Here is a 21,031-nt window from a genome sequence, read left to right as displayed (position 1 = left end):
CTTATCCTGAGGATGTGGCCAGGCACCTGGAGCGCCGCTACCACCCTGGAAAATAGCGGCTGGGGCGTTCAAATTGCGTCCAGCGCCGTGCGCAAGTCATGGCGCAGGTCTTCGATGTCCTCGATGCCCACCGACAGGCGGATCAAGCCATCGCCAATGCCCAGTTTTGCCCGCTGTTCGGGCGGGATGCTGGCGTGCGTCATCAGGGCGGGATGTTCGATCAGGCTTTCCACGCCGCCCAGGCTTTCAGCCAGGGCGAACACCTCGCAGCGTTCCAGGAAGCGGCGCGCGCCGGCCAGATCCGTGTCCAGATCAATCGAAATGATGCCGCCGAAACCATCCATCTGGCGCTGCGCCAGCGCGTGCTGCGGATGCGAGGCCAGGCCCGGATAAAACACCTGTTTTACCTCTTTCTGCTGCTCCAGCCACTGCGCCAGCGCCAGGGCGCTTTCGCAATGGCGCTGCATGCGGATGGCCAGCGTTTTGACGCCGCGCAAGGCGAGGAAGCTGTCGAACGGCCCGGCAATCGCGCCCACCGAGTTTTGCAGAAAGCCCAGCTGTTCGCGCCATTCCGTCTGGCGCTCTTCCGCGCCGACAATGGCGATGCCGCCGATGATGTCCGAGTGGCCGTTCAAGTACTTGGTGGTCGAATGCACGACGATGTCGAAGCCATGTTCCAAAGGGCGCTGCACCAGCGGGCTGGCAAAGGTGTTATCGGCCACGGCGATGATGCCCCGTGCGCGGCAGATGTCGGCTATCGCGCGCAGGTCGGCCAGTTTCAGCATGGGGTTGGTGGGCGTTTCCACCCATACCATCTTCGTCTCGGGGCGCAGCGCAGCCAACAGATTCTCAGGATTCGTCAGGTCGACATAGGTAAATTCGTGGCCGGCCGAGCGCCGTCGCACGCGCTCAAATAAACGGTAGGTGCCGCCGTACATGTCGTCGCCGGCGACGATGTGGCTACCGGCATCGAGCAATTCCAGCACGGACGAGATGGCGGCCAGGCCCGAGGCAAACGCGAAGGCCGCGCTGCCGCCTTCCAGGTCTGCCACGCAGCGTTCCAGCGCCCAGCGCGTGGGATTGTGCGAGCGGCCATAGTCGAGGCCTTTGTGCACGCCGGGGCTGTCCTGCACAAAGGTCGAGGTGGCGTAAATGGGCGGCATGATGGCGCCCGTCGACGGGTCGGGCGACTGGCCGGCATGGATGACGCGGGTGGCGAGATGACTCTTGCGGGGAATTTGCTGGCTCAAGATAGTGTCCTGCGTAAGTGGTTGAGAAGGTCGAAGCGGGTGATCAGGCCATAAAAGGCGTCAGCGTCGGCGACGACGGCCGTCAAGCCCCGGTCCAGGGTGGCGCGCAGGGCGGGCAAGCCGCTCGATGGCGCCAGCGTTTCGAGCTGCGTCGTCATGGTGGCGCCTACGAGGCCCGTGAAATGCGCGGCGTCGCTTGATACGTGCAGCAGCAAGTCCGATTCGTCGAGGATGCCGACCAGTTGACCTGCATCAATGACGGGCAGCTGCGCCAGGTCGCTGGCGCGCATGCGGTTGAAGGCCGTGAGCAGGGTGTCGCCCGGCGCCACGCTGACAACATCGCCCTCGTCGTAGCGGCGCCCGATCAGGTCGCGCAAGTCGCCCGATACGGCCCGCTGCAACAAGCCCTGGTCGCGCATCCAGCCGTCGTTGTAGACCTTCGACAGGTAGCGCGTGCCCGTGTCGCAGACAAAAGTGACGACGCGCTTGGGCGTGGTCTGTTCGCGGCAGTATTTGAGGGCGGCTGCCAGCAGCGTGCCGGTGGACGAGCCGCCGAGGATGCCTTCGGCGCGCAAGAGGGCGCGCGCGCTGTCGAAGCTTTCCTGGTCGCTGATGGTATAGGCCTGCGTGACGCTGTCCATGTCGGCAATCGACGGAATGAAGTCTTCGCCGATACCTTCCACGGCCCACGAGCCGCTCGTGTCCGACACCTTGCCCGTGTCGATGTATTCCGTGAGGATGGAGCCTTGCGGGTCGGCCAGCACGAATTCCAGGGCAGGCTGCACCTTGCGGAAGTAGCGCGTCAAGCCCGTCAGGGTGCCGGACGAGCCGACGCCGACGACGATGGCATCCACGTCATGGCCGCTTTGCTCCCAGATTTCGGGGGCCGTCGTCGTTTCGTGGGCCAGCGGATTGGCGGGATTATTGAACTGGTCGGCGAAGAAGGCGCCCGGCAGTTCGCGCGCCAGGCGCGCCGCGTAGTCCTGGTAGTACTCGGGATGGCCCTTGCCCACGTCCGAGCGTGTGGTGTGCACTTCGGCGCCCAGCGCTTTCAAATGCAGCACTTTTTCCGTCGACATCTTGTCGGGCACGACGAGAATCACGCGGTAGCCCTTGATGCGGCCGACCAGGGCCAGGCCGATGCCGGTATTGCCGGCTGTCGCCTCGACGATGGTGCCGCCGGGCTGCAAGCGGCCGTCGGCTTCGGCCGCTTCGATGATGGACAGGCCGATGCGATCCTTGATGGAACCGCCGGGATTTTGCGATTCCAGTTTCAGGAACAGCTGGCACGGTCCCGTGGCTAGCCTGGTCACTTCGACCAGTGGGGTATTGCCGATCAGCGTGTATAGCGCTGGCGGCTGGGATGGGGATGGCATTCGATCATTCATGGTGGCTCCTGTCAGAGAAACAGCCGCTCCGGATTGTGTCCCGAGCAGCCTTCCGTGCCGCGCAGTGTAGGCGGGTGGACGAGTGCGGCGAACGAATGTTTGCATGCTTGCATATGCGCCCTGCGCATATCGGCTGCAGCGCGGCTACAGCGTGCACGATTCGAGTATGCGCTGTTTTTAGCCGGCTTGCCGCGCCAAAGGCGGGAGTATTAAGCTGCCGCAAGCTCAGCATTGCGATTTATAATCACGCCTTGAAAAGGTACTAAACAGTATCCTGAAAAACCAGACAAACAGGGCAGGCGGCAGTGGCAAAACTTTATTTCCGGTATTCCGCGATGAACGCGGGCAAGTCGACGGCCTTGTTGCAGGTCGCGCACAACTATGAAGAGCAGGGCCAGCAGGTGCGCCTGTACACGGCGGCCATCGACAGCCGCTACGGCGTGGGCCGCGTCACCTCGCGCCTGGGGCCGCAGCGCCAGGTCGATATCTTCCATGCCGACACGAATTTCCTCAACGATATTCCCCAGGTGGCTTGTTTGCTGGTGGATGAAGCGCAATTTCTCAGCACGGCCCAGGTGCAGCAATTGCACCAGCTGGCGCAAGTGAAGGGCGTGCCCGTCATCTGTTATGGCTTGCGCACGGATTTCAAGGGCGAACCATTCCCCGGCTCGGCCTATTTGCTGGCGCTGGCCGACGATATCGAGGAATTGAAAAATATTTGTACTTGCGGCAAGAAGGCCACGATGAATATCCGCGTGGATGAGCAGGGCCGCCGCATCAAGGAAGGCGAGCAGATCAGTATTGGCGGCAACGAAAGTTACCGCCAGGCGTGCGGGCGCTGTTTCTATTCGTAAATTTACTCGGCGACGGGCGCGCCCACATCGGCATCGTCCGCCAGCGCCAAGTCGCCCCGTTCGAAGGCGGCCAGTATCTCATTGGCGCGCGCCACATCGTGTTCACGCACCAGCACGCGCGCGCCGCCGATGGCGGCCGCAAGCAGCATGTCGGCCTGCATGTGCTGGTCGTCCGTCAGCAACACGTCGATGCCGGCCGCTGCCAGGCAGCCGCGGATGACGTGCGCATCCGTGGGGATCATCAGCCGGGCAATTAAAACGTAGTCGTCGTGCATGCTGCCTCCTGGCGCGGTGGATGTCGCCCCATCTTAGCACCTGGATTGCACTTACAGCTTGAACACGCCCACCACCTGGTTCAGCTCCTGCGCCTGCTCCTGCAAGGCGTCGGCGGCCGCGGCCGCTTCTTCCACCAGGGCCGCGTTCTGCTGGGTCACCTGGTCCATCTGGGCGATGGCCTGGTTGACTTGTTCGATGCCGCTGCGCTGCTCGTCGCTTGCCTGCGCGATCTCGGCCATGATGGTGCTCACTTGCTGCACGCTGGCTACCACGGTGTCCATGGTGGCGCTGGCCTGGCTCACCTGGGCATGGCCCAGGTCCACCGTGCTGGCGGACGCCTGGATCAAGTCCTTGATGTCTTTCGCCGCAGCCGTCGAGCGCTGCGCCAGGGTGCGCACTTCAGTGGCGACGACGGCAAAGCCGCGTCCCTGCTCACCGGCCCTGGCCGCTTCCACGGCTGCGTTCAAGGCCAGGATATTTGTCTGGAAGGCGATGCCGTCGATGACGCCGATGATGTCGGCGATCTTGCCCGACGAGCTGCGGATGGCGTCCATGGTGCTGGCCACCTGCGCCACGGCCGCGCCGCCTTCGTCCGCCAGGGTCGACGAATCGCGCGCCAGCTTGCTCGCTTGTTGAGCGTGGTCAACATTCTGCCGCACGGTCGAGCTCAGTTCTTCCATCGAAGCGGCCGTTTCTTCCAGCGAACTGGCTTGCTGTTCCGTGCGGCTCGACAGATCCAGGTTGCCGCTGGCGATTTCACCCGACGCCGTGGCGATTTGTCCGGCGCTGCCGCGCACGTTGCTGACCACTTGCGACAGCTTGTCGCTGATGCGGTTCATGGCGCGCAGCAGGCGGCCGATTTCGTCCTGGCTGCTGGTATCGAGGTGTACCGTCAGGTCGCCGGCGGCAATTTGCGCGGCGGCCGTTTCGGCGGCGGCCAGCGGGCGCGACACGAGGGTGCGCACGAGCCAGTACAGCAGCAGGGCGAAGACGAGCAGGGCGATGAAGCCGGAAATGGCCAGCTGGTTGCGCATCTGGCGGGCTTCCGCTGTGATCTCGTCCGTGAACGTGCCGCCCGCGATGATCCAGTGCCAATCTTTGAATTGACGATAATACAGCTGCTTTTCGCGCGCGCTGGCGCGCGTTTCGCCGGGCGCCGTCCACGTATAGCGCATGGCGCCGTTTTTTTGCGCCAGCATTTCCTGAATGAATAGGCTGCCGTCGCTGGCCTTGAACTCGAGCGCGCTCTTGCCTTCGCTGTTCGGGTGCAGCACCAGGTGGCCGTAATCGGCGCCGGGGGCCGTATCGACGATATAGATGTAGCCCGTCTGGCCGATCTTGACCTGGCGAATTTTCTCTTTCAACATGGCCAGATTCTTGCTGATGTCCAAGCCGATGAACAGCACGCCCACCACCTTCCCGCCCGCATCGCGCACGGGGTCGTACTGGGTGATGTATTGCTTGCCAAACAGTGTTGCCATGCCAACGAAGCGCTGGCCCGCGCGCAGCGGCGCATAGCTGGGGTGATTGTGGTCGAGCTGCGTGCCGATGGCGCGTTCGCCATCCTGCTTCTTCAGCGAGGTGCTGATGCGCACGAATTCATCGCCATTGGCGGCAAAAATGGTGGCGATCACGCCCGTCTGGGCCGTGTAGTGGTCGACCAGGGCCGTGTCGAGGTTGAGCACCTTGCCGCCGTTGGCCAGGGCGGGCGTGGCTTTGCCGGCCACGGCCACCAAGGCGCCCGTGTCGACCGTGAACGGGCCGGGAAATTCGGCCGCGAACAGGCGCGCAAAACTGGCCGCCTCGTTGACCATGGCGGTATGGAATACTGCCGTGGTCGTCATGACGCTATTGAGTTCGCTGGTGACGGCCGCTTCGGCGCGCTGTTCCAGGGCAGACGAGGTGCGGATACTGATCAAGGTCGTCAGGCTGGCGAGGATCAGGCTGACCAGGGCAAACGTGAAGACGGTAATCTTGCCGCCGACACTCCAGTGGCGGGGGGAAAGGGAAATTGTAGGCATAGTTTGAGTTTGGCAAAGGGTAATCAGCTCGGCCATTCCTGGTCATCACATGACACGCGGGGCGGGGATCTGGTGGGGAGTGCGCTTAAAGCGGGGGTGTGCCGGCTTGGGAGCCGCGCACAGGCAAGCAAAATTTCAGGGCGCGATGATAACATGTCGCTTGCGTTTCGTTACTAAGTGTTTCCCGCAGGAATCATTTTTTCACATAAAAACATCATCCGCATCAAGGATTGCAAAATTAGTCCATTGACTTTTTGAATGTGAATGACGAATTTTGATATTCATCGCTGTCGGGCGATGCGATTTCTCACAGATGTTTCACTTTGTAATGAATGAGACGCCGCCTTTAATCCGCATTTAAGCTTCCGGGAAGAAACTGATATTCCTTGGGAGACTGCCAGGCCGTATCCTGTAGAATAATATGCAGACCAGTCGTGTATTCCCCTTACTGTCTTGCTGGCTGGCGCATGGCTATCTGCGCCGCCTGGAATTGATTCAACTAATTTTCGGAGAAGCCGATGAAGAAGCAAATGATGCTGGTCACCCTGGTGCTTGCCCTGTCAGCCCACGCTGGCGCAGCCCAGACGGACAAGAGCGCCGCTCCTCCGCTACCCATGAAGCCACTGGTCCAGCAAACGCAGGCCGCCTTGTGGGCATCGCGCGTATTGACGCGCGTCCATTACAAGGCCATGCCGCTCGACGACGCCATGTCGGAGAAAATCTTCGACCGTTACTTCAAGTCCCTGGACGCGGAAAAACTGTTTTTCGTGCAGGCCGACATCGACCGTTTCGCGCCGTTGCGTACCAGGCTCGATGACGCCATCATCAATGAAGACCTGACGGCGCCGTTTGCCATCTACAACCTGTACCAGCAGCGTTTCGACGAGCGCATGACGTATGCGCGTGAATTGTTGAAAACCAAATTCGACTTTGCCGCCGACGAGAGCTACCAGCTCGACCGCGAAAAGGCTGCCTGGCCGAAGAACGACGAGGAAGTGCGCGACCTGTGGCGCAAGCGCGTCAAGAACGACTGGCTGCGCCTGAAACTGGCGGGCAAGGAAGACAAGGCCATTCGCGAGACGCTGGATAAGCGCTATGAAAGCTACACGACCCGTTCGCGCAAGCTCAATAGCGAAGACGTGTTCCAGATCTTCATGAACGCTTACGCCATGTCGATCGAACCGCACACCAATTACCTGGGCCCGCGCGCCTCGGATAACTTCGATATCGCCATGCGGCTGTCGCTCGAAGGCATCGGTGCCGTGCTGCAGACGCGCGATGAATACACGGTGGTGCGCGAAGTCGTACCGGGCAGCCCGGCCGGCTTGTCGGGCAAGCTGAAAGTGGGCGACCGCATCGTCGGCGTGGGGCAGGGCGAAAGCGGCCCCATCACTGAAGTGCTGGGCATGCGCATCGACGACGTGGTGCAGCTGATCCGCGGCGCCAAGGATTCCGTGGTGCGCCTCGACATCCTGCCGGCCGACGCCGGCCCGGATGCCAAGCATGTGGTCTTGCCGCTGGTGCGCAAGAAAATCAGCATGGAAGAGCAGGCGGCAAAGAAATCGATCATCGAAGTGCGCGACAACGGCGTCAAGCGCCGCATCGGCGTGATTTCCCTGCCGACGTTTTACCAGGACTTCGAAGCGCGCCGCCGTGGCGACAAGGATTTCAAGAGCGCCACGCGCGACGTCACCCGTTTGCTGGGCGAGCTGAAGAAGGATAAGGTCGACAACGTCCTGATCGACTTGCGCAACAACGGCGGCGGGTCGTTGAACGAAGCGGTCGAACTGACGGGCCTGTTCATCGACAAGGGCCCTGTCGTAATGCAGCGCAATGCCGAAGGCAAGGTCGACGTGGAAAGCGATACCAGTGCGGGCCTGGCCTGGGATGGCCCGATGGGCGTGCTGATCAACCGCGGCTCGGCATCGGCTTCCGAAATTTTCGCCGCCGCCGTGCAAGACTATGGTCGGGGCGTCATCATCGGCGAAGGCAGCTTCGGCAAGGGTACGGTGCAGACCCTGTTCAACCTCGACCGTTTCGGCGGCAGCGAGAAAGCCCGTTTCGGCGAGCTGAAAATGACCATTGCCCAGTTCTTCCGCATCAATGGCGGCACCACGCAGTTGCGCGGCGTGACCCCCGACATCAAGCTGCCAGTCATGTCGGACGCGGAAAATTTCGGCGAATCGAGCTATGACAACGCCCTGCCATGGGTGGCCATCAAGCCGGCGCAATACCTGCCGACGGGCGACCTGAAGGACATCGTGCCTCTGCTGGACAAGAAACATGAAGCGCGCGTGGCCAAGGACAAGGATTTCCAGTACTTGCTCGATGATATCGCCCTCGTCGTCAAGCAGCGCAAGGAGAACCAGATTTCGCTCAATGAAACCGTGCGCCGCAAGGAGCGCGACGCCCAGGAGGCGCGCGCCAAGGCGCGTGAAAAACGCCTGATCGCGCAGATTTCGAATCCTGCCGACGACCTGCTGGTCATTCCGGATCCGAAAGACGTGCTGAAGGGCGCGAAAGCGGCCAACAAGACGGCCAAGCAGATCGCCGCCGTGAAGGGCGCCTTGCGCACCGACGATGGTTTGCAGGGCGACGAGCGGGCTCTGAGCGCTGAACTGGACGCCGAAACGGCCGCCAAGAGCGCCAAGGACGTGCTGCTGAACGAAGCGGCGCGCATCCTGGCAGACGAAGTGGCGCTGATCAAGGCCGATACCCGCATGGCATCCAAGGTCTTGCCGTATGGCGCGGACACCAAGACGACGCCGGTGACGGCAGCGAAGTAACGCTTTTCACGCAGTAAAAAGCCGGTTCCTGACGGAGCCGGTTTTTTTTCGTCCCGACCAGTTATCTGTTTGACGTATTTCTATCATTCCAACAATCAATTGGATACATATGCCGCGATGCAGCATAATTCACTCGTCTCCTCTATTCTCCTCCAAGAAAATAGATTCAGCCCGCTCTCGTAGCGGGCTTTTTTTTGCCTCAGATTTTGTGCATGGGCAGTTGCACGTCGGGGTGAGCAGCCAGCAGTGCCGTGATCCAGCTGGCAAATGCCTGCAACTTGGGCGTGGCCAGCCGACCTTGCGGCGTCAGCAGCGATATGGGCATGGGCGTCGGCGGGTGATCGGCCAGCACGGCCAGCAGTGCGCCGTTGTCGAGGTGCTCGCGCACCTGGTACATGGCCGATTGCGCCAGGCCCAGCCCCTGTCGCGCACAATCGACGCTGGCGTCGGCATCGTTGACGGCGATGGAGCCGGCCATTTGCACGCGCACGACCTCTCGCATCACTGCATTATTTTGCAGGAAATCCCATTGGAAGGCGCGTCCCGTGCGGCCCGAGTAATGCATGATGCCCTGGTGCGTGGCCAGGTCGGGCTTGTCGGCCAAGGCTGCCGGGCTGACCGTCACCCTGACGCAAGTGGGTTACACCCTGGGCCTGCTGTTTGTCGTGCCCTTGGGCGACTTGCTGGAAAACCGCCGCCTGATCGTCAAGGCCTTGCTGGTGACGGCCACGGCCCTGGTCGTGGCGGCCCTGAGCTCGGGCGCTGTGGTGTTCCTGGCCGCCGCGCTGGCCATCGGCCTCGGTTCCGTGGCGGCGCAAGTGATCGTGCCGTTTGCCACCCATTTGTCGCAAGAAGCGACGCGGGGGCAAACCGTCGGCAAGGTGGTCAGTGGCTTGTTGCTGGGCATCATGCTGGCCCGCCCCGTGGCCTCGCTGGTGGCCGCGCACGCCAGTTGGCACGTGGTGTTTGGCGGCGCCGCCGTGCTGATGGTATTACTGGCGCTGGTGCCGCGCCGCGCCTTGCCCGTGCGCCAGCCTGTGTCGAACATGCGCTATCCGGCCTTGATGGCCTCGCTGTGGCACTTGCTGCTGGGCACGCCCGTGCTGCGCCGCCGCGCCGCCTATCATGCTGGCCGGTTTGGCGCCTTCAGCCTGTTTTGGACCGTCACGCCGCTGGTGCTGGCCAGCCCCGCGTTCGGCCTGTCGCAAACGGGCATCGCCATCTTTGCCCTGGTGGGCATGGCGGGCGCCATCGCTTCGCCGATCGCCGGCCGCCTGGCCGATGCAGGCCACACTTTGCCGGCCACGGCCGCCGCGCTGGCGCTGGGCATCGTCGCGTTTGCCTTGCCGATGTTTGCGCCGGAATCGAAACACCTGGCGCTGGGCTTGCTGGTGCTGGCTTCCATCGTGCTCGACATGGGCGTGGCGGCGAATCTCGTGCTGAGCCAGCGCGCCATCTTCAGCCTGGGCGCGGAAGTGCGGGGTCGCCTGAACGGCCTGTATTTCGCCCTGTACTTCGCCCTGTTCTTTGCCGGCGGTGCGGCCGGCTCGGCCATCGGCGCCTGGGTGTATGCCAGCCATGGCTGGCCAGCAACCTTGCTGACCGGCATGGTGTTTCCGGGCCTGGCCCTGCTGCTGTGGTTGGCAGAATTCTTGCCGCTGGCCGCGCGCCGCACGGCTTGAAACCCTGATGCCCGCTCATTATCACTGACAGGAATTTCTATCATCATGAATATAAAGTGGCGTGATATGCCGCGATGCCGCAAGATGCACTTGTCTCCTCTATCTCCTCCAAGGAAATAGATTCAGCCCGCTTTCATAGCGGGCTTTTTTTTGCCTGCTTTTTCTTAAATCACCACCAGATCGAGCGCGCGCATGAAGTTGGCCGCCTGCGCATGCGTGATGACGGCGCCTTTCAGCAGGGCCGCTTCGCTCAGCTTGAAGCCCTCGATGTCGGCGCCGCGCAAGTCCGCGCCCTGGAACTTCGCCAGTTTGATGGTGGCATGGCGCAGGCTGCCCCCTTCGAAGACGGCGTCGCGGAAGTCGCAGCCGGCCAGGTAGGCGTCGGAAAAATCCAGCTGTTTCAATATGGCTTTGCGGAAAGAAAATCCGCGCAAGTCGGCGCCCACCAGCAGGCTGTCTTCGAACGTGAGGCCCAGGTGGGCCACTTCTTCGAAAGAGGCGCCCGTCAGCTTGCAGCCGCGGAACGTGACCGAGGCCAGCTTGGCGCGCCGCCATTTCGTGTTGTTCAGGTCGCAGCCTTCAAATGTGGCGTCGACGGCGTCGACAGATTCGAAATCGGCGCTACCGGCCCGGCAGCGGCGCCAGGTACTGCGTGCCAGCTTGCTGGCGAACAAGCTGGTTTCGGCAAAGGTGCAGCGCTCGAAGGTGCAACCCTGCAAATCGAGGCGCGAGAGGTCTTCGCCGTCGAAGGTGCAATCGATGAAGTGGCGCACTGCCAGGGCCAACTGCTGCTCGATGCCGGCGCGGTCCAGGGTCATGCTGCTTACTGCGGTGTCGTGTGTTGCCATCCGTCTCATTCCTAAAGTGAAAAGCAGGGGAGGGATGGCGCGGCGGAAAGATGCACGAACCAGAACACCTCCCCGGCTGGTGTAACAGCCAAAGGTCAGCGCCGTGGGTCCGCGTGGGCGGGAGCATGCTGGACGGTGCCACGCACTTACCGGGTTACCAACCGGTGCGCTCATTTTCGATCAGCCTGCATTGTAACGGCTCTACAGCACCCTTGCCAGTGGTGGATAAACCCGGTTAGTATCGTTGCAGGCGCACGCATTGTGCCTACGTCGCTCGGACGGATCCGGGCGCTTACGTAAAGAGATACCATGACCGACAGCCAAGCTCCGCGCAGGTTTTCGCGCATCAATCGTCTTCCCCCCTACGTTTTCAATATTACTGCCGAGCTCAAGATGGCCGCGCGCCGCCGTGGCGAGGACATCATCGACATGTCGATGGGCAATCCCGATGGCGCCACGCCGGCCCACATCGTGGACAAGCTGGTCGAGACGGTGAAACGTCCCGACACGCACGGCTATTCCGCGTCAAAAGGTATTCCCCGTTTGCGCCGCGCAATTGCCCACTGGTATAAAAAGCGTTACGAGGTCGATATCGACCCGGACAGCGAAGCCATCGTCACCATCGGCTCGAAAGAGGGCCTGGCGCATTTGATGCTGGCGACACTCGACCGTGGCGACACGGTGCTGGTGCCCAACCCCAGCTACCCCATCCACATCTGGGGCGCCGTGATCGCGGGCGCCGATATCCGCTCCGTGCGCATGGGGCCGGGCGTGGATTTCTTTGCCGAACTGGAACGGGCCATCCGCGAAAGCTACCCGAAACCGAAGATGATGGTGCTGGGCTTCCCGTCGAACCCCACGGCGCAGTGCGTGGAACTGGAATTTTTCGAGCGCGTCGTGGCGCTGGCAAAGCAGCACAATATCTTGGTGGTGCATGATCTGGCGTATGCCGACATCACCTTCGATGGCTGGAAGGCGCCGTCCATCATGCAAGTGCCGGGCGCGCGCGACGTGGCCGTCGAGTTTTTCACCATGTCGAAAAGCTACAACATGGCAGGCTGGCGCATCGGCTTCATGGTGGGCAATGCGGAACTGGTGTCGGCCCTGGCGCGCATCAAGAGCTACCATGACTATGGCAGTTTTACGCCCGTTCAAGTGGCGGCCATCGCGGCGCTGGAAGGCGACCAAAGCTGCGTGACGGAGATTTGTGCGCAGTACCAGCGGCGCCGCGACGTGCTGGTGAAAGGCTTGCATGAAGCGGGCTGGATGGTGGAAAAACCGAAGGCATCGATGTACATCTGGGCGCATATCCCGGAAGCGTATCGCCACCTGGGTTCGCTGGAGTTTGCCAAGCTGCTGCTGCAAAAAGCCAAGGTAAGCGTCTCGCCCGGCATCGGTTTCGGCGAATACGGCGATGAATACGTGCGCTTCGCCCTGATCGAAAACGAGGCCAGGGTGCGGCAGGCATTGCGCGGCATCAAGAATATGTTGCGTTCTGGCGACGGGAAAGCGGAGGTGGTAGTGTAAAAAGTTGCCACATGGAATGATCTATTGCCCGTAATATCACTGCTGCGTATTTCTGACATCACGAATATAAAGTGGTTTTATATGCTGCAACGCGGCATCATGCAATTGTCTCCTCTATCTTCCTCCAAGAAAATAGATTCAGCCCGCTCCCGTAGCGGGCTTTTTTTTGCCTGTCGTTTTGGGCCTGTGTTCCGGCCGGCACGCTTGGCGAACGAGGCGGTCGACTTCGCGCAGCGCGGCCAGGTGGATACGTTGGAGCATGAGTTCATATGAATATTAATAATGGATTTATGAGTTTTTACCATTATTTTTCATGGGTGGAAGCCTCTATGATGTCTCCATACTTCACTAGGAGGCACTACCACCATGACCGTCACCACACACAATTTGGGCTACCCGCGCATCGGCGCCAAACGTGAACTGAAATTCGCGCTGGAAGATTACTGGAAGGGCCACAGCAGTCTGGAAACGCTGGAAGGCCAGGGCGCCGAATTGCGCCAGCGCCACTGGCAAGAGCAGAACGCGCTGGACCTGGCGCCCGTCGGTGACTTTTCCTTTTATGACCAGGTGCTGGACCTGAGCTTTACCTTGGGCAATTTGCCACAGCGCGTGCGCGGCCTGAGTGGCGCGGCACTCGATAACTATTTCCGCGTGGCCCGTGGCCGCTCGGCCAGCGACAGCGATTGCAGCTGCGTCCACGCCGGTGAAATGACGAAATGGTTCGACACGAATTATCATTACATCGTGCCGGAATTCGCTGCCGACACGCAATTCAAGCTCGACAGCAGCCGCTTGTTGCAGCAACTGGCGCAAGCGCGCCAGTTGACAGTGAAAGCCAAGCCTGTGCTGATCGGCCCTGTCACCTACTTGTGGCTGGGCAAGGCCAAGGATGATGCCGACAAGCTGGCGCTGCTGCAAGGCTTGCTGCCTGTCTACGTGCAATTGCTGCAGGAATTGGCCGCCCAGGGCGTCGAGTGGGTGCAGATCGATGAACCGATACTCGTCACGGAACTCGACAGCGTCTGGCAGCAGGCGCTGCTCACGGCCTATGACGCCTTGAGCAAAGTCAATAGTGTCAAACTGCTGCTGGCCACATATTTCGGCAAGCTGCAAGATAATTTGGAACTGGCGTGCAAGCTGCCGGTCCAAGGCTTGCACCTGGACGCCGGCTATGCCCGCGATGAAGTCGAGCAAGTCATCGCCCAATTGCCCGCCACCAGCGTGCTGTCCCTGGGCGTGGTGAATGGCCGCAATATCTGGAAGACGGACTTGAACGAAGTGCTGGACTGGCTGGAACCCGTGCACGCCAGCCTGCAGGCACGCCTGTGGATCGCCCCGTCGTGTTCGCTGCTGCACGTACCCGTCGACCTGAACAGTGAGCAAAAGCTGGACGCCGATATCCGGTCCTGGCTGGCCTTTGCCCGTCAAAAACTCGATGAAGTGCACACCATTGCTGGCGCCCTGAACCATGGCCGCGCCTCCGTGCAGGCGGCGCTCGATGCCAACCATGTTGCCGTTGAAGCGCGCCGCCAGTCGAGCCGCGTGCACAATCCGGACGTGAAAGCGGCCGTGGCGCGCATCGATGCCAGCCTGGGTCAGCGCGCCAGCGGCTATGCCGAGCGTGCCGCCAAGCAAGCTGCACTGCTGCGACTGCCACTGTATCCGACGACGACCATCGGCTCCTTCCCGCAGACGGCGCAAATCCGCCAGGCGCGCAGCCAGTTCCGCAGCGGCCAGCTGGACGAAGCCAGCTACAAAAAACTGATGCGGGAGGAAATCGAATATTGTGTCAAGGAACAGGAAACTCTGGGCCTGGACGTGTTCGTGCACGGCGAAGCGGAACGCAATGACATGGTGGAATACTTCGGCGAACAGCTGGACGGCTACACCTTCAGCCAGTTCGGCTGGGTGCAATCGTACGGTTCGCGCTGCGTGAAGCCGCCCATCCTGTTCGGCGACATCAGCCGCCCCCGTGCCATGACGGTCGAGTGGAGCACCTACGCCCAGTCGCTGACGGAAAAACCGATGAAAGGCATGCTGACGGGGCCCGTCACCATCCTGAACTGGTCCTTCGTGCGCGATGACCAGCCCCGCTCAGTGTCGTGCTACCAGCTGGCGCTGGCCATCCGCGCCGAAGTGCTGGACCTGGAACAGGCCGGTATCCGCGTGATCCAGATCGACGAGGCGGCGCTGCGTGAAGGCTTGCCACTGCGCAAGTCGCAATGGGCCGAATACCTGCGCTGGGCCGTGGAATCGTTCCGCATCACGGCCAATGGCGTGGCTGACGAAACGCAAATCCACACGCACATGTGCTATTCGGAATTCAACGACATCATCGCGCAGATCGCCGACATGGATGCCGACGTCATCACGATCGAAACCTCGCGTTCCGACATGGAATTGCTGGACGCCTTCGATGACTTCAAGTATCCGAACGAAATCGGCCCTGGCGTCTACGACATCCACTCGCCCAACATTCCAAGCCAGGAACAGATGGTGAAACTGATGCGCAAGGCGGCCGAACGCATTCCCGCACAGCGCCTGTGGGTCAACCCCGATTGCGGCCTGAAGACGCGCGGCTGGAAAGAAGTCATCCCCGCGCTGGCCAACATGGTGGCCACAGCGAAAACCTTGCGCGGCGACAACGTGGCCTGAGGCTGGCAGGGGCAGGGGAGGCCGGTATGGCTGAGATGTGGTTGAGATATAGCCGGATCGTATTTCTATCATCACAACATGCAATTGGATAATGATGCTGCGATGCGGCATCATTCAGGTGTCTCCTCTATCTCCTCCAAGGAAATAGATTCAGCCCGCTCCCGTAGCGGGCTTTTTTTTGGGCCGTTACCATCGGCTTATCGCTTAACATACCTTCACGTAGTCCTACCCTCAAGAAGGAAACCAGCTGATGATTCCACTTTTTCGCGCCGCCGGCATGCTCGCGCTGATCGCGCTCGGTGCCTGCTCGGAGGAACGGCATCCGTTTGACCGCCATTTGGCCCAATTGCGACCGGTCACGGTCGCAGCGCTGCCTGATATGGGGTGGCCGGTCGGCACGATGCTGTGCCCGATGGGTCTTTATCAGAGCGAGGTGAGTGACTCGGCGCCTCCTGCAGAGCGCGTTAACGCGTTCCTGAAGCAAAAGCAATTCCTAGGCGATGAGGGCCTTTGGTCGCTCATTGTCGTCAAACCGATGCCCGAAGGGGACGCCGGAATCGAGCAACTGTTTTTCAAACGTGCAGACTATGACGTGATCAACGATCCGCAACGCATCGAGCGAGATGCGGAGACAGTGCCAGCGGGGTTTGCACCGCAGGCTTGCGTAACCGTGGAGCAAGCCCGCCTGCTGGTCACGCGCGAACAACGATCCCATCGAAAACTCATCATTTTTGGAACGGCACAGACGTGATATTGATAAAACATATTTCTATCATCACAACATACAATTGGATTGTTATGCTGCAACGCGGCATCATTGCACCTGTCTCCTCTACTTCCTCACAGGAATTAGATTCAGCCCGCTCCCGTAGCGGGCTTTTTTTTGCCCGTTTTTGCCCGCATAAACGTGCGCACGCTTGCTTGTCATCATCGCCATCGTGTAGCTTTTGTGCATGCTAAACTGGGCCTTCTCCAGATCAAGGTTGTTCGATGCTTCAATTATTTCGCCATACGCTGGAGTCCACGCCTATCCTCGCCCTGTTTCTCGTCATCGGCGCCGGTTATGCGCTGGGGCGCATCAGCGTGTTCGGTTTTTCGTTGGGCGTGGGCGGCGTGCTGTTCGCTGGGCTGGCGCTGGGCGCATTCGCCCCCGGAGCCGTACCGCCGCCGATGGTCGGCTCCATCGGTCTGCTGTTGTTTCTGTATGGCATAGGCGTGCAGTATGGCGTGCAGTTTTTCGCCGGCTTGCGCGGCGCGGGCCAGAAGCATAACCTGATCGCCTTCGCCGCCGTCATGGGCGGCCTGGCCGTGTCCGTATGGGGCGGGCAATGGATCGATATTTCCCTGCGCATGGCCAGCGGCGTGTTTGCCGGCGCCATGACCAGTACGGCGGCCCTGCAGGCGGCGCTGGAAGCGTCGCATGGCAATGGCGACGCGGCCGTTGGCTATGCCGTCGCGTATCCGTTCGGCGTCGTCGGCCCCATGCTGGGCCTGTACCTGGCAGGGCGCATACTAAAACCCGTGCTGACGCCGCCGCCCGCGCCCATCGTCGTGTCTGAAATTACCATCGACGAAGCGAAATTGGCGGGCGCGGCCCTGTCCGAACTGGCCGATGGCCCGCTGGCGGGCGTGCAAGTGATCGGTGTGCGCCAGGGCCACCAGAACCGCTTGCCCGATCCGGGCCTGGTCCTCGGCGTGGGTGATGCCTTGATGGTATCGGGCACGGTGGCGGGCGTGGAAGCGGCGCGCACGGCGCTGGGCCACCTGGACCCGGGCCGCTTGATGAAGGACCGCAGTGCGTTCGACGGCACGGAAGTGTTCGTGTCGGACGCGGAAATCGTCGGCGTGCCCCTGGGCGAGCTGAACCTGGCGAAAGACTTCCCCCTGCAGGTCGCGTTTATTCGCCGCGGCGACGCCATGATTTTGCCCCATCCGTTCCTGACCTTGGAATTCGGTGACCGCGTGATGGCCATTGCGCCGGCGAAACATGCGGCCGACGTGCGCAAGCTGTTCGGCAATTCCATCACGGCCACGGCCGAGTTCAGCTATGTCTCGCTGGGCATGGGCATGGTGCTGGGCGTGTTGCTGGGCCTGGTGCCGATACCGTTGCCGTGGATAGGTTCGTTCAGCCTGGGCCTGGCGGGGGGGCCGCTGGTGATGGCGTTGATCCTGGGCCGCCTGGGCAGAATCGGCAAGATCAGCTGGCGCTTGCCCCTGTCTGCCAACCTGGTCATGCGCAACTATGGCTTGACGATTTTCCTCGCCTCCGTCGGCATGGCGTCCGGCTTGCCTTTCGTGCAGCAAGTGGGCGCCGATGGTTTGCCCATGCTGGCACTCGGCGCCGTGACGGTGCTGGTGGTGGTGGCCCTCGTGGTGATCCTCGGCAAGGTTTTCCTGCGCCTGCCGTTTCCCGAATTGCTGGGCATTGCGGCCGGCGCCACGGGCAACCCGGCCGTGCTGGTATTCGCCAACCGCCTGGCCAAGTCGGACCGCCCGAACCTGGGCTACGCCATGATTTTTCCCAGCATGACCATCGTCAAGATCGTCGCCGTGCAAGTGCTGCTGCATTTGTATGGCTGATTACGGCAAGGATAGGTTCAAGACAGGCGCCGTGTGAGGTCGTCCAGCAACCATCGCCCTGCAGGCCCCAGCGTGCGGCCACGCTGATGCGCCGCATAAATCGTCAGCCCCTCGCGGGGTGTTGGATCATGCTCGATATGAATGGCAACCAGGCTCCCGGCTGCAATGAAGGGCAGTACGAGATGGTCTGGCATGCGGCACCAACCGAAACCGCCGAGCAGAAAGTCCAGGCGCCGGCCGAGATCGACGAAGCGCCAAAGTTTTCCACTTGCAAGCCCGAAGTTTTCGCCACCGGGATTGACCGGGTCTGACAGCACCAGCTGGACATGCGGTTCCAGATCGGTCTGCGTTGCCGGACGTCCTAACGCAGCAAGTGGATGCCCTGACGCCACCACAGCCTGCATGCCGACACGCAGCAGCGGATAGGCGGCAATGTCGTCTGGAATAGAGGGCAGCAACAAGCAAATCCCGATGGCGGCCCGGTCATTTCTTAGACGTCGCAGCGAACCGCCCAGGCATTCTGTTGAAAAGCTGACTGGCAGATTGGGAAACGTCCGGCTCAGTGCAGACAGGCTTTCGATCAAGGGCGCCGTCGGCACGAGAGGGTCGATTGCAATGACAAGCTCAGCTTCCAGGCCCGAGCGCGTGCCCATTGCCACTCCCTCGAAGCGGGCAGCGCTTGCCAAGACCAAGCGCGCCTGCTCAACGAGCACCCTGCCAGTCTCGGTCAAGCTCGGGCGGTGGCCACTGCGGTCAAACAGCAGCACACCTTGCACATCCTCCAGCGTCGCTATTGTCTGGCTGATGGCCGATTGCACGCGACCAAGTTGTCGACCGGCGGCAGAAAAGCTTCCCGTATCGGCGATCGTCACCAGAACCCGCAACTGATCGAGCGTCAGACTTCCAATCAAAATAGCTTCTCCATGGCACACTCCATCATAATTATCGATGGATCTAATCATATTTTAATCTCTATCGGGAATAAATTCGCGGCGATATATTGTGTGCACGTAAGCCGCCTGATCGACAAGCTTGCTTCAGGCGTTTCCCGCAATGCACTTTTAAGGATGATGGTATGACTAAGCTATTGGTAATCGAGACCAGCCCGCGTGGCAAACACTCCGTGTCGCGCAACATGACGCGTCGTTTCGTGCAGGACTGGCTTGCCGCGCACCAGGATGGCGAGGTGATCGAACGCGACCTCATGGAGGCCGGACTTCAGTTTGTCAATGCTGCCTGGTTGCAAGCCTACTTCACCCCTGCGGAGCAGCATACTCCCGAGATGGCGAACGAGTTGCAGCTCTCGAACGAACTCGTTGCGGAATTGCTCGCCGCCGATCACATTGTCATTGCAACGCCGGTCTACAACTATAATGTTCCGGCAGTGCTCAAGGCATGGATCGACCATGTCGTTCGCAAGGGATTGACGCTGGGCTTCGACGGTCGCGGCCTGGTGACTGGCAAGAAGGCAAGCGTATTGATTGCATCGGGTGGTGTGTATACCGAGGGATCGCCGATCCAACATCGTGACATCGCCACCCAATATCTGCGCCTCGTACTCGGCGTGATGGGTATCAACGACGTGACCTTCGTTGCCGGTGGCGGAGCCAAAGCGGTCGATTTAGGCGAGCAAACCATGGAACGCTTTGTGGACAAGCTCGGCATGGACCTCGGACGCGCTGCAAGAGCTTGATGATCGACGCAGCAGCCAGCCCAGGGTAGCTATTATTGTCAGCAAACGCACCAGCCAGGTGTTGCTTTTGGCCGAAAGCTGCCGACGACGGCAGCGGGCCAATTCCGGCCAATTCCAGCTACCTCCACTTGCCGCGCCGGCCTTTGTAAAAGGCCTGGCGCCGCCCCCATTCTGTTGTACAATCCTTGAGAACGGTCGTGCTTTTTTGTGCGCTGAGCTTCCTTGCGTGCAGTCATCACGGCAACCGATAAGAACAAGGAGACAGACATGGACCTGCATTACACGGCCGAGGAGACGGCGTTCCGCGACACGGTGCGCGCCTTCCTCGACACCCATTTGCCGGCGGACTTGCAGCGCAAGGTGCGCCAGCATCTGCGCCTGAAGCGTGATGATTATGTGCGCTGGCATAAGATAGTTGCGCAGCAAGGCTGGGCCGCACCGGCCTGGCCCGTCGAACATGGCGGCACGGGCTGGACGGCCGTGCAGCGCCACATCTGGGAAGACGAGTGCGCGCGCGCCGCCACGCCGCCGATTTTGCCGTTCGGCATCAACATGGTGGCGCCCGTCATCATGGCTTTTGCCAACGCCGAACAAAAAGCCTATTACTTGCCGCGCATCTTGAATTGCGATGACTGGTGGTGCCAGGGTTATTCGGAGCCGGGCGCCGGTTCCGACCTCGCTTCCCTGAAAACCACGGCCCAGCGCGACGGCGATCATTACATCGTGAATGGCCAGAAAACCTGGACCACGCTGGGCCAGCACGCGGACATGATTTTTTGCCTGGTACGCACGGATAGTACGGTGCGCAAGCAGGAAGGCATCAGTTTCCTGTTGATCGACATGAAAACGCCGGGCATCACCGTCCGCCCCATCATCATGCTCGATGAAGAACATGAAGTGAATGAAGTCTTCTTTGACAACGTGCGCGTGCCCGTCAGCAACCTGGTGGGCCAGGAAAACAAGGGCTGGACTTACGCCAAGTATCTGCTGGGGCACGAGCGCACGGGCATCGCCGCCGTGGGACGCTCCAAGCGCGAGCTGACTTTCCTCAAGCAGCTGGCCATGCAACAAACCAAGCGCGGCGCGCCGCTGCTGCACGATCCCGCCTTTGCCGCCAAAGTGGCCCACCTGGAAATCGAATTGATGGCGCTGGAAATGACGGTCTTGCGCGTCATCAGCGAAGAAGGCAAGGGACCGGGACCACAGGCGTCCATGCTGAAGGTGCGCGGCTCGGAACTGCAGCAGCAACTGACGGAACTGATGGTGGAAGCCATCGGTCCGCAAGCCTTGCCCTTCGACCCTGACTTCCTCGACGGCAGCGCGCCGCACGGCAGTGGCGGCGACGACCTGGCCGCGCCGCTGGCCGCGTATTACTTCAATTACCGCAAGACATCGATTTATGGCGGCTCGAATGAAATCCAGAAAAACATCATCACGCAGATGATTCTGGGCCTGTAAGCCAGAAGGAGAC

At 61.1% G+C, this 21,031-nt stretch carries 16 protein-coding genes; 9 read left to right on the top strand and 7 right to left on the bottom strand.

Going from position 1 to position 21,031, the window contains the following annotated elements:
• Positions 1–68: 68 nt before the first annotated feature.
• Both ACP7DE_RS20605 and ACP7DE_RS20600 read right to left on the bottom strand, forming a co-directional pair.
• On the bottom strand, positions 69–1,250 hold the full coding sequence (locus ACP7DE_RS20605; RefSeq protein WP_426073823.1) for a trans-sulfuration enzyme family protein: 1,182 nt from the start codon (positions 1,248–1,250) through the stop codon (positions 69–71).
• The gene (locus ACP7DE_RS20600; protein WP_426073822.1) at positions 1,247–2,638 is read right to left on the bottom strand and encodes a pyridoxal-phosphate dependent enzyme; all 1,392 of its coding nucleotides are present in this window, start codon (positions 2,636–2,638) and stop codon (positions 1,247–1,249) included. The genes ACP7DE_RS20605 and ACP7DE_RS20600 overlap by 4 nt, the downstream gene beginning before the upstream one ends.
• Positions 2,639–2,943: 305 nt before the next feature.
• On the opposite strand from ACP7DE_RS20600, the gene ACP7DE_RS20595 reads away from it, so the two are divergent.
• Positions 2,944–3,492 carry a thymidine kinase gene (locus tag ACP7DE_RS20595; RefSeq protein ID WP_034778598.1) on the top strand — a complete coding sequence of 183 codons (549 nt, stop codon included), beginning with the start codon at positions 2,944–2,946 and terminating at the stop codon, positions 3,490–3,492.
• 2 nt (positions 3,493–3,494) lie between these two features.
• Here ACP7DE_RS20595 and ACP7DE_RS20590 read toward each other — a convergent pair whose 3' ends face one another.
• The gene (locus tag ACP7DE_RS20590; RefSeq protein WP_426073821.1) at positions 3,495–3,767 is read right to left on the bottom strand and encodes a putative signal transducing protein; all 273 of its coding nucleotides are present in this window, start codon (positions 3,765–3,767) and stop codon (positions 3,495–3,497) included.
• Positions 3,768–3,818: 51 nt separating this feature from the next.
• The gene (locus tag ACP7DE_RS20585; RefSeq protein WP_426073820.1) at positions 3,819–5,789 is read right to left on the bottom strand and encodes a methyl-accepting chemotaxis protein; all 1,971 of its coding nucleotides are present in this window, start codon (positions 5,787–5,789) and stop codon (positions 3,819–3,821) included.
• Between the two features lie 518 nt (positions 5,790–6,307).
• Here ACP7DE_RS20585 and ACP7DE_RS20580 point away from each other — a divergent pair.
• Positions 6,308–8,575 carry a carboxy terminal-processing peptidase gene (locus ACP7DE_RS20580; protein WP_426073819.1) on the top strand — a complete coding sequence of 756 codons (2,268 nt, stop codon included), beginning with the start codon at positions 6,308–6,310 and terminating at the stop codon, positions 8,573–8,575.
• 199 nt (positions 8,576–8,774) lie between these two features.
• Here the strand turns inward: ACP7DE_RS20580 and ACP7DE_RS20575 are convergent, their stop codons facing one another.
• Positions 8,775–9,179 carry a LysR substrate-binding domain-containing protein gene (locus ACP7DE_RS20575; protein WP_426073818.1) on the bottom strand — a complete coding sequence of 135 codons (405 nt, stop codon included), beginning with the start codon at positions 9,177–9,179 and terminating at the stop codon, positions 8,775–8,777.
• Here ACP7DE_RS20575 and ACP7DE_RS20570 point away from each other — a divergent pair.
• Positions 9,139–10,257 carry an MFS transporter gene (locus ACP7DE_RS20570; protein WP_426073817.1) on the top strand — a complete coding sequence of 373 codons (1,119 nt, stop codon included), beginning with the start codon at positions 9,139–9,141 and terminating at the stop codon, positions 10,255–10,257. The genes ACP7DE_RS20575 and ACP7DE_RS20570 overlap by 41 nt on opposite strands.
• Positions 10,258–10,421: 164 nt before the next feature.
• On the opposite strand, the gene ACP7DE_RS20565 is transcribed toward ACP7DE_RS20570, so the two are convergent.
• A complete protein-coding gene (locus ACP7DE_RS20565) occupies positions 10,422–11,105 on the bottom strand; it encodes a pentapeptide repeat-containing protein (RefSeq protein WP_426073816.1) in 684 nt (227 codons plus the stop codon).
• A gap of 309 nt (positions 11,106–11,414) precedes the next feature.
• Between ACP7DE_RS20565 and alaC the strand changes: the two genes are divergently transcribed.
• The 4 genes from alaC to ACP7DE_RS20545 all read left to right on the top strand — a co-directional run bounded on the left by alaC (position 11,415) and on the right by ACP7DE_RS20545 (position 17,867).
• Positions 11,415–12,632 (top strand): alanine transaminase, encoded by a 1,218-nt coding sequence (gene alaC, locus ACP7DE_RS20560; protein ID WP_426073815.1) that lies wholly within the window; start codon positions 11,415–11,417, stop codon positions 12,630–12,632.
• A gap of 366 nt (positions 12,633–12,998) precedes the next feature.
• On the top strand, positions 12,999–15,287 hold the full coding sequence (gene metE / locus ACP7DE_RS20555) for a 5-methyltetrahydropteroyltriglutamate--homocysteine S-methyltransferase (protein WP_426073814.1): 2,289 nt from the start codon (positions 12,999–13,001) through the stop codon (positions 15,285–15,287).
• Between the two features lie 250 nt (positions 15,288–15,537).
• Complete coding sequence (locus ACP7DE_RS20550) at positions 15,538–16,038, top strand: hypothetical protein (RefSeq protein ID WP_426073813.1); 501 nt, start codon at positions 15,538–15,540, stop codon at positions 16,036–16,038.
• A gap of 239 nt (positions 16,039–16,277) precedes the next feature.
• Positions 16,278–17,867, top strand: coding sequence for an aspartate:alanine exchanger family transporter (locus tag ACP7DE_RS20545; RefSeq protein WP_426073812.1), 1,590 nt, complete (start codon positions 16,278–16,280; stop codon positions 17,865–17,867).
• A gap of 17 nt (positions 17,868–17,884) precedes the next feature.
• Here the strand turns inward: ACP7DE_RS20545 and ACP7DE_RS20540 are convergent, their stop codons facing one another.
• On the bottom strand, positions 17,885–18,829 hold the full coding sequence (locus tag ACP7DE_RS20540; protein ID WP_426073811.1) for a LysR family transcriptional regulator: 945 nt from the start codon (positions 18,827–18,829) through the stop codon (positions 17,885–17,887).
• Between the two features lie 113 nt (positions 18,830–18,942).
• On the opposite strand from ACP7DE_RS20540, the gene ACP7DE_RS20535 reads away from it, so the two are divergent.
• Together ACP7DE_RS20535 and ACP7DE_RS20530 are read left to right on the top strand one after the other, a co-directional pair.
• Positions 18,943–19,560, top strand: coding sequence for an FMN-dependent NADH-azoreductase (locus ACP7DE_RS20535; protein ID WP_426073810.1), 618 nt, complete (start codon positions 18,943–18,945; stop codon positions 19,558–19,560).
• A gap of 267 nt (positions 19,561–19,827) precedes the next feature.
• Complete coding sequence (locus ACP7DE_RS20530) at positions 19,828–21,018, top strand: acyl-CoA dehydrogenase family protein (RefSeq protein ID WP_426073809.1); 1,191 nt, start codon at positions 19,828–19,830, stop codon at positions 21,016–21,018.
• The last annotated feature ends 13 nt before the right edge of the window (positions 21,019–21,031 follow it).

Origin of the sequence: Janthinobacterium sp. DSP2-3-3, from assembly GCF_049897325.1 — a bacterium.
Classification (GTDB): domain Bacteria; phylum Pseudomonadota; class Gammaproteobacteria; order Burkholderiales; family Burkholderiaceae_D; genus Janthinobacterium.
This window is presented reverse-complemented; position numbering and strand designations above follow the sequence as displayed.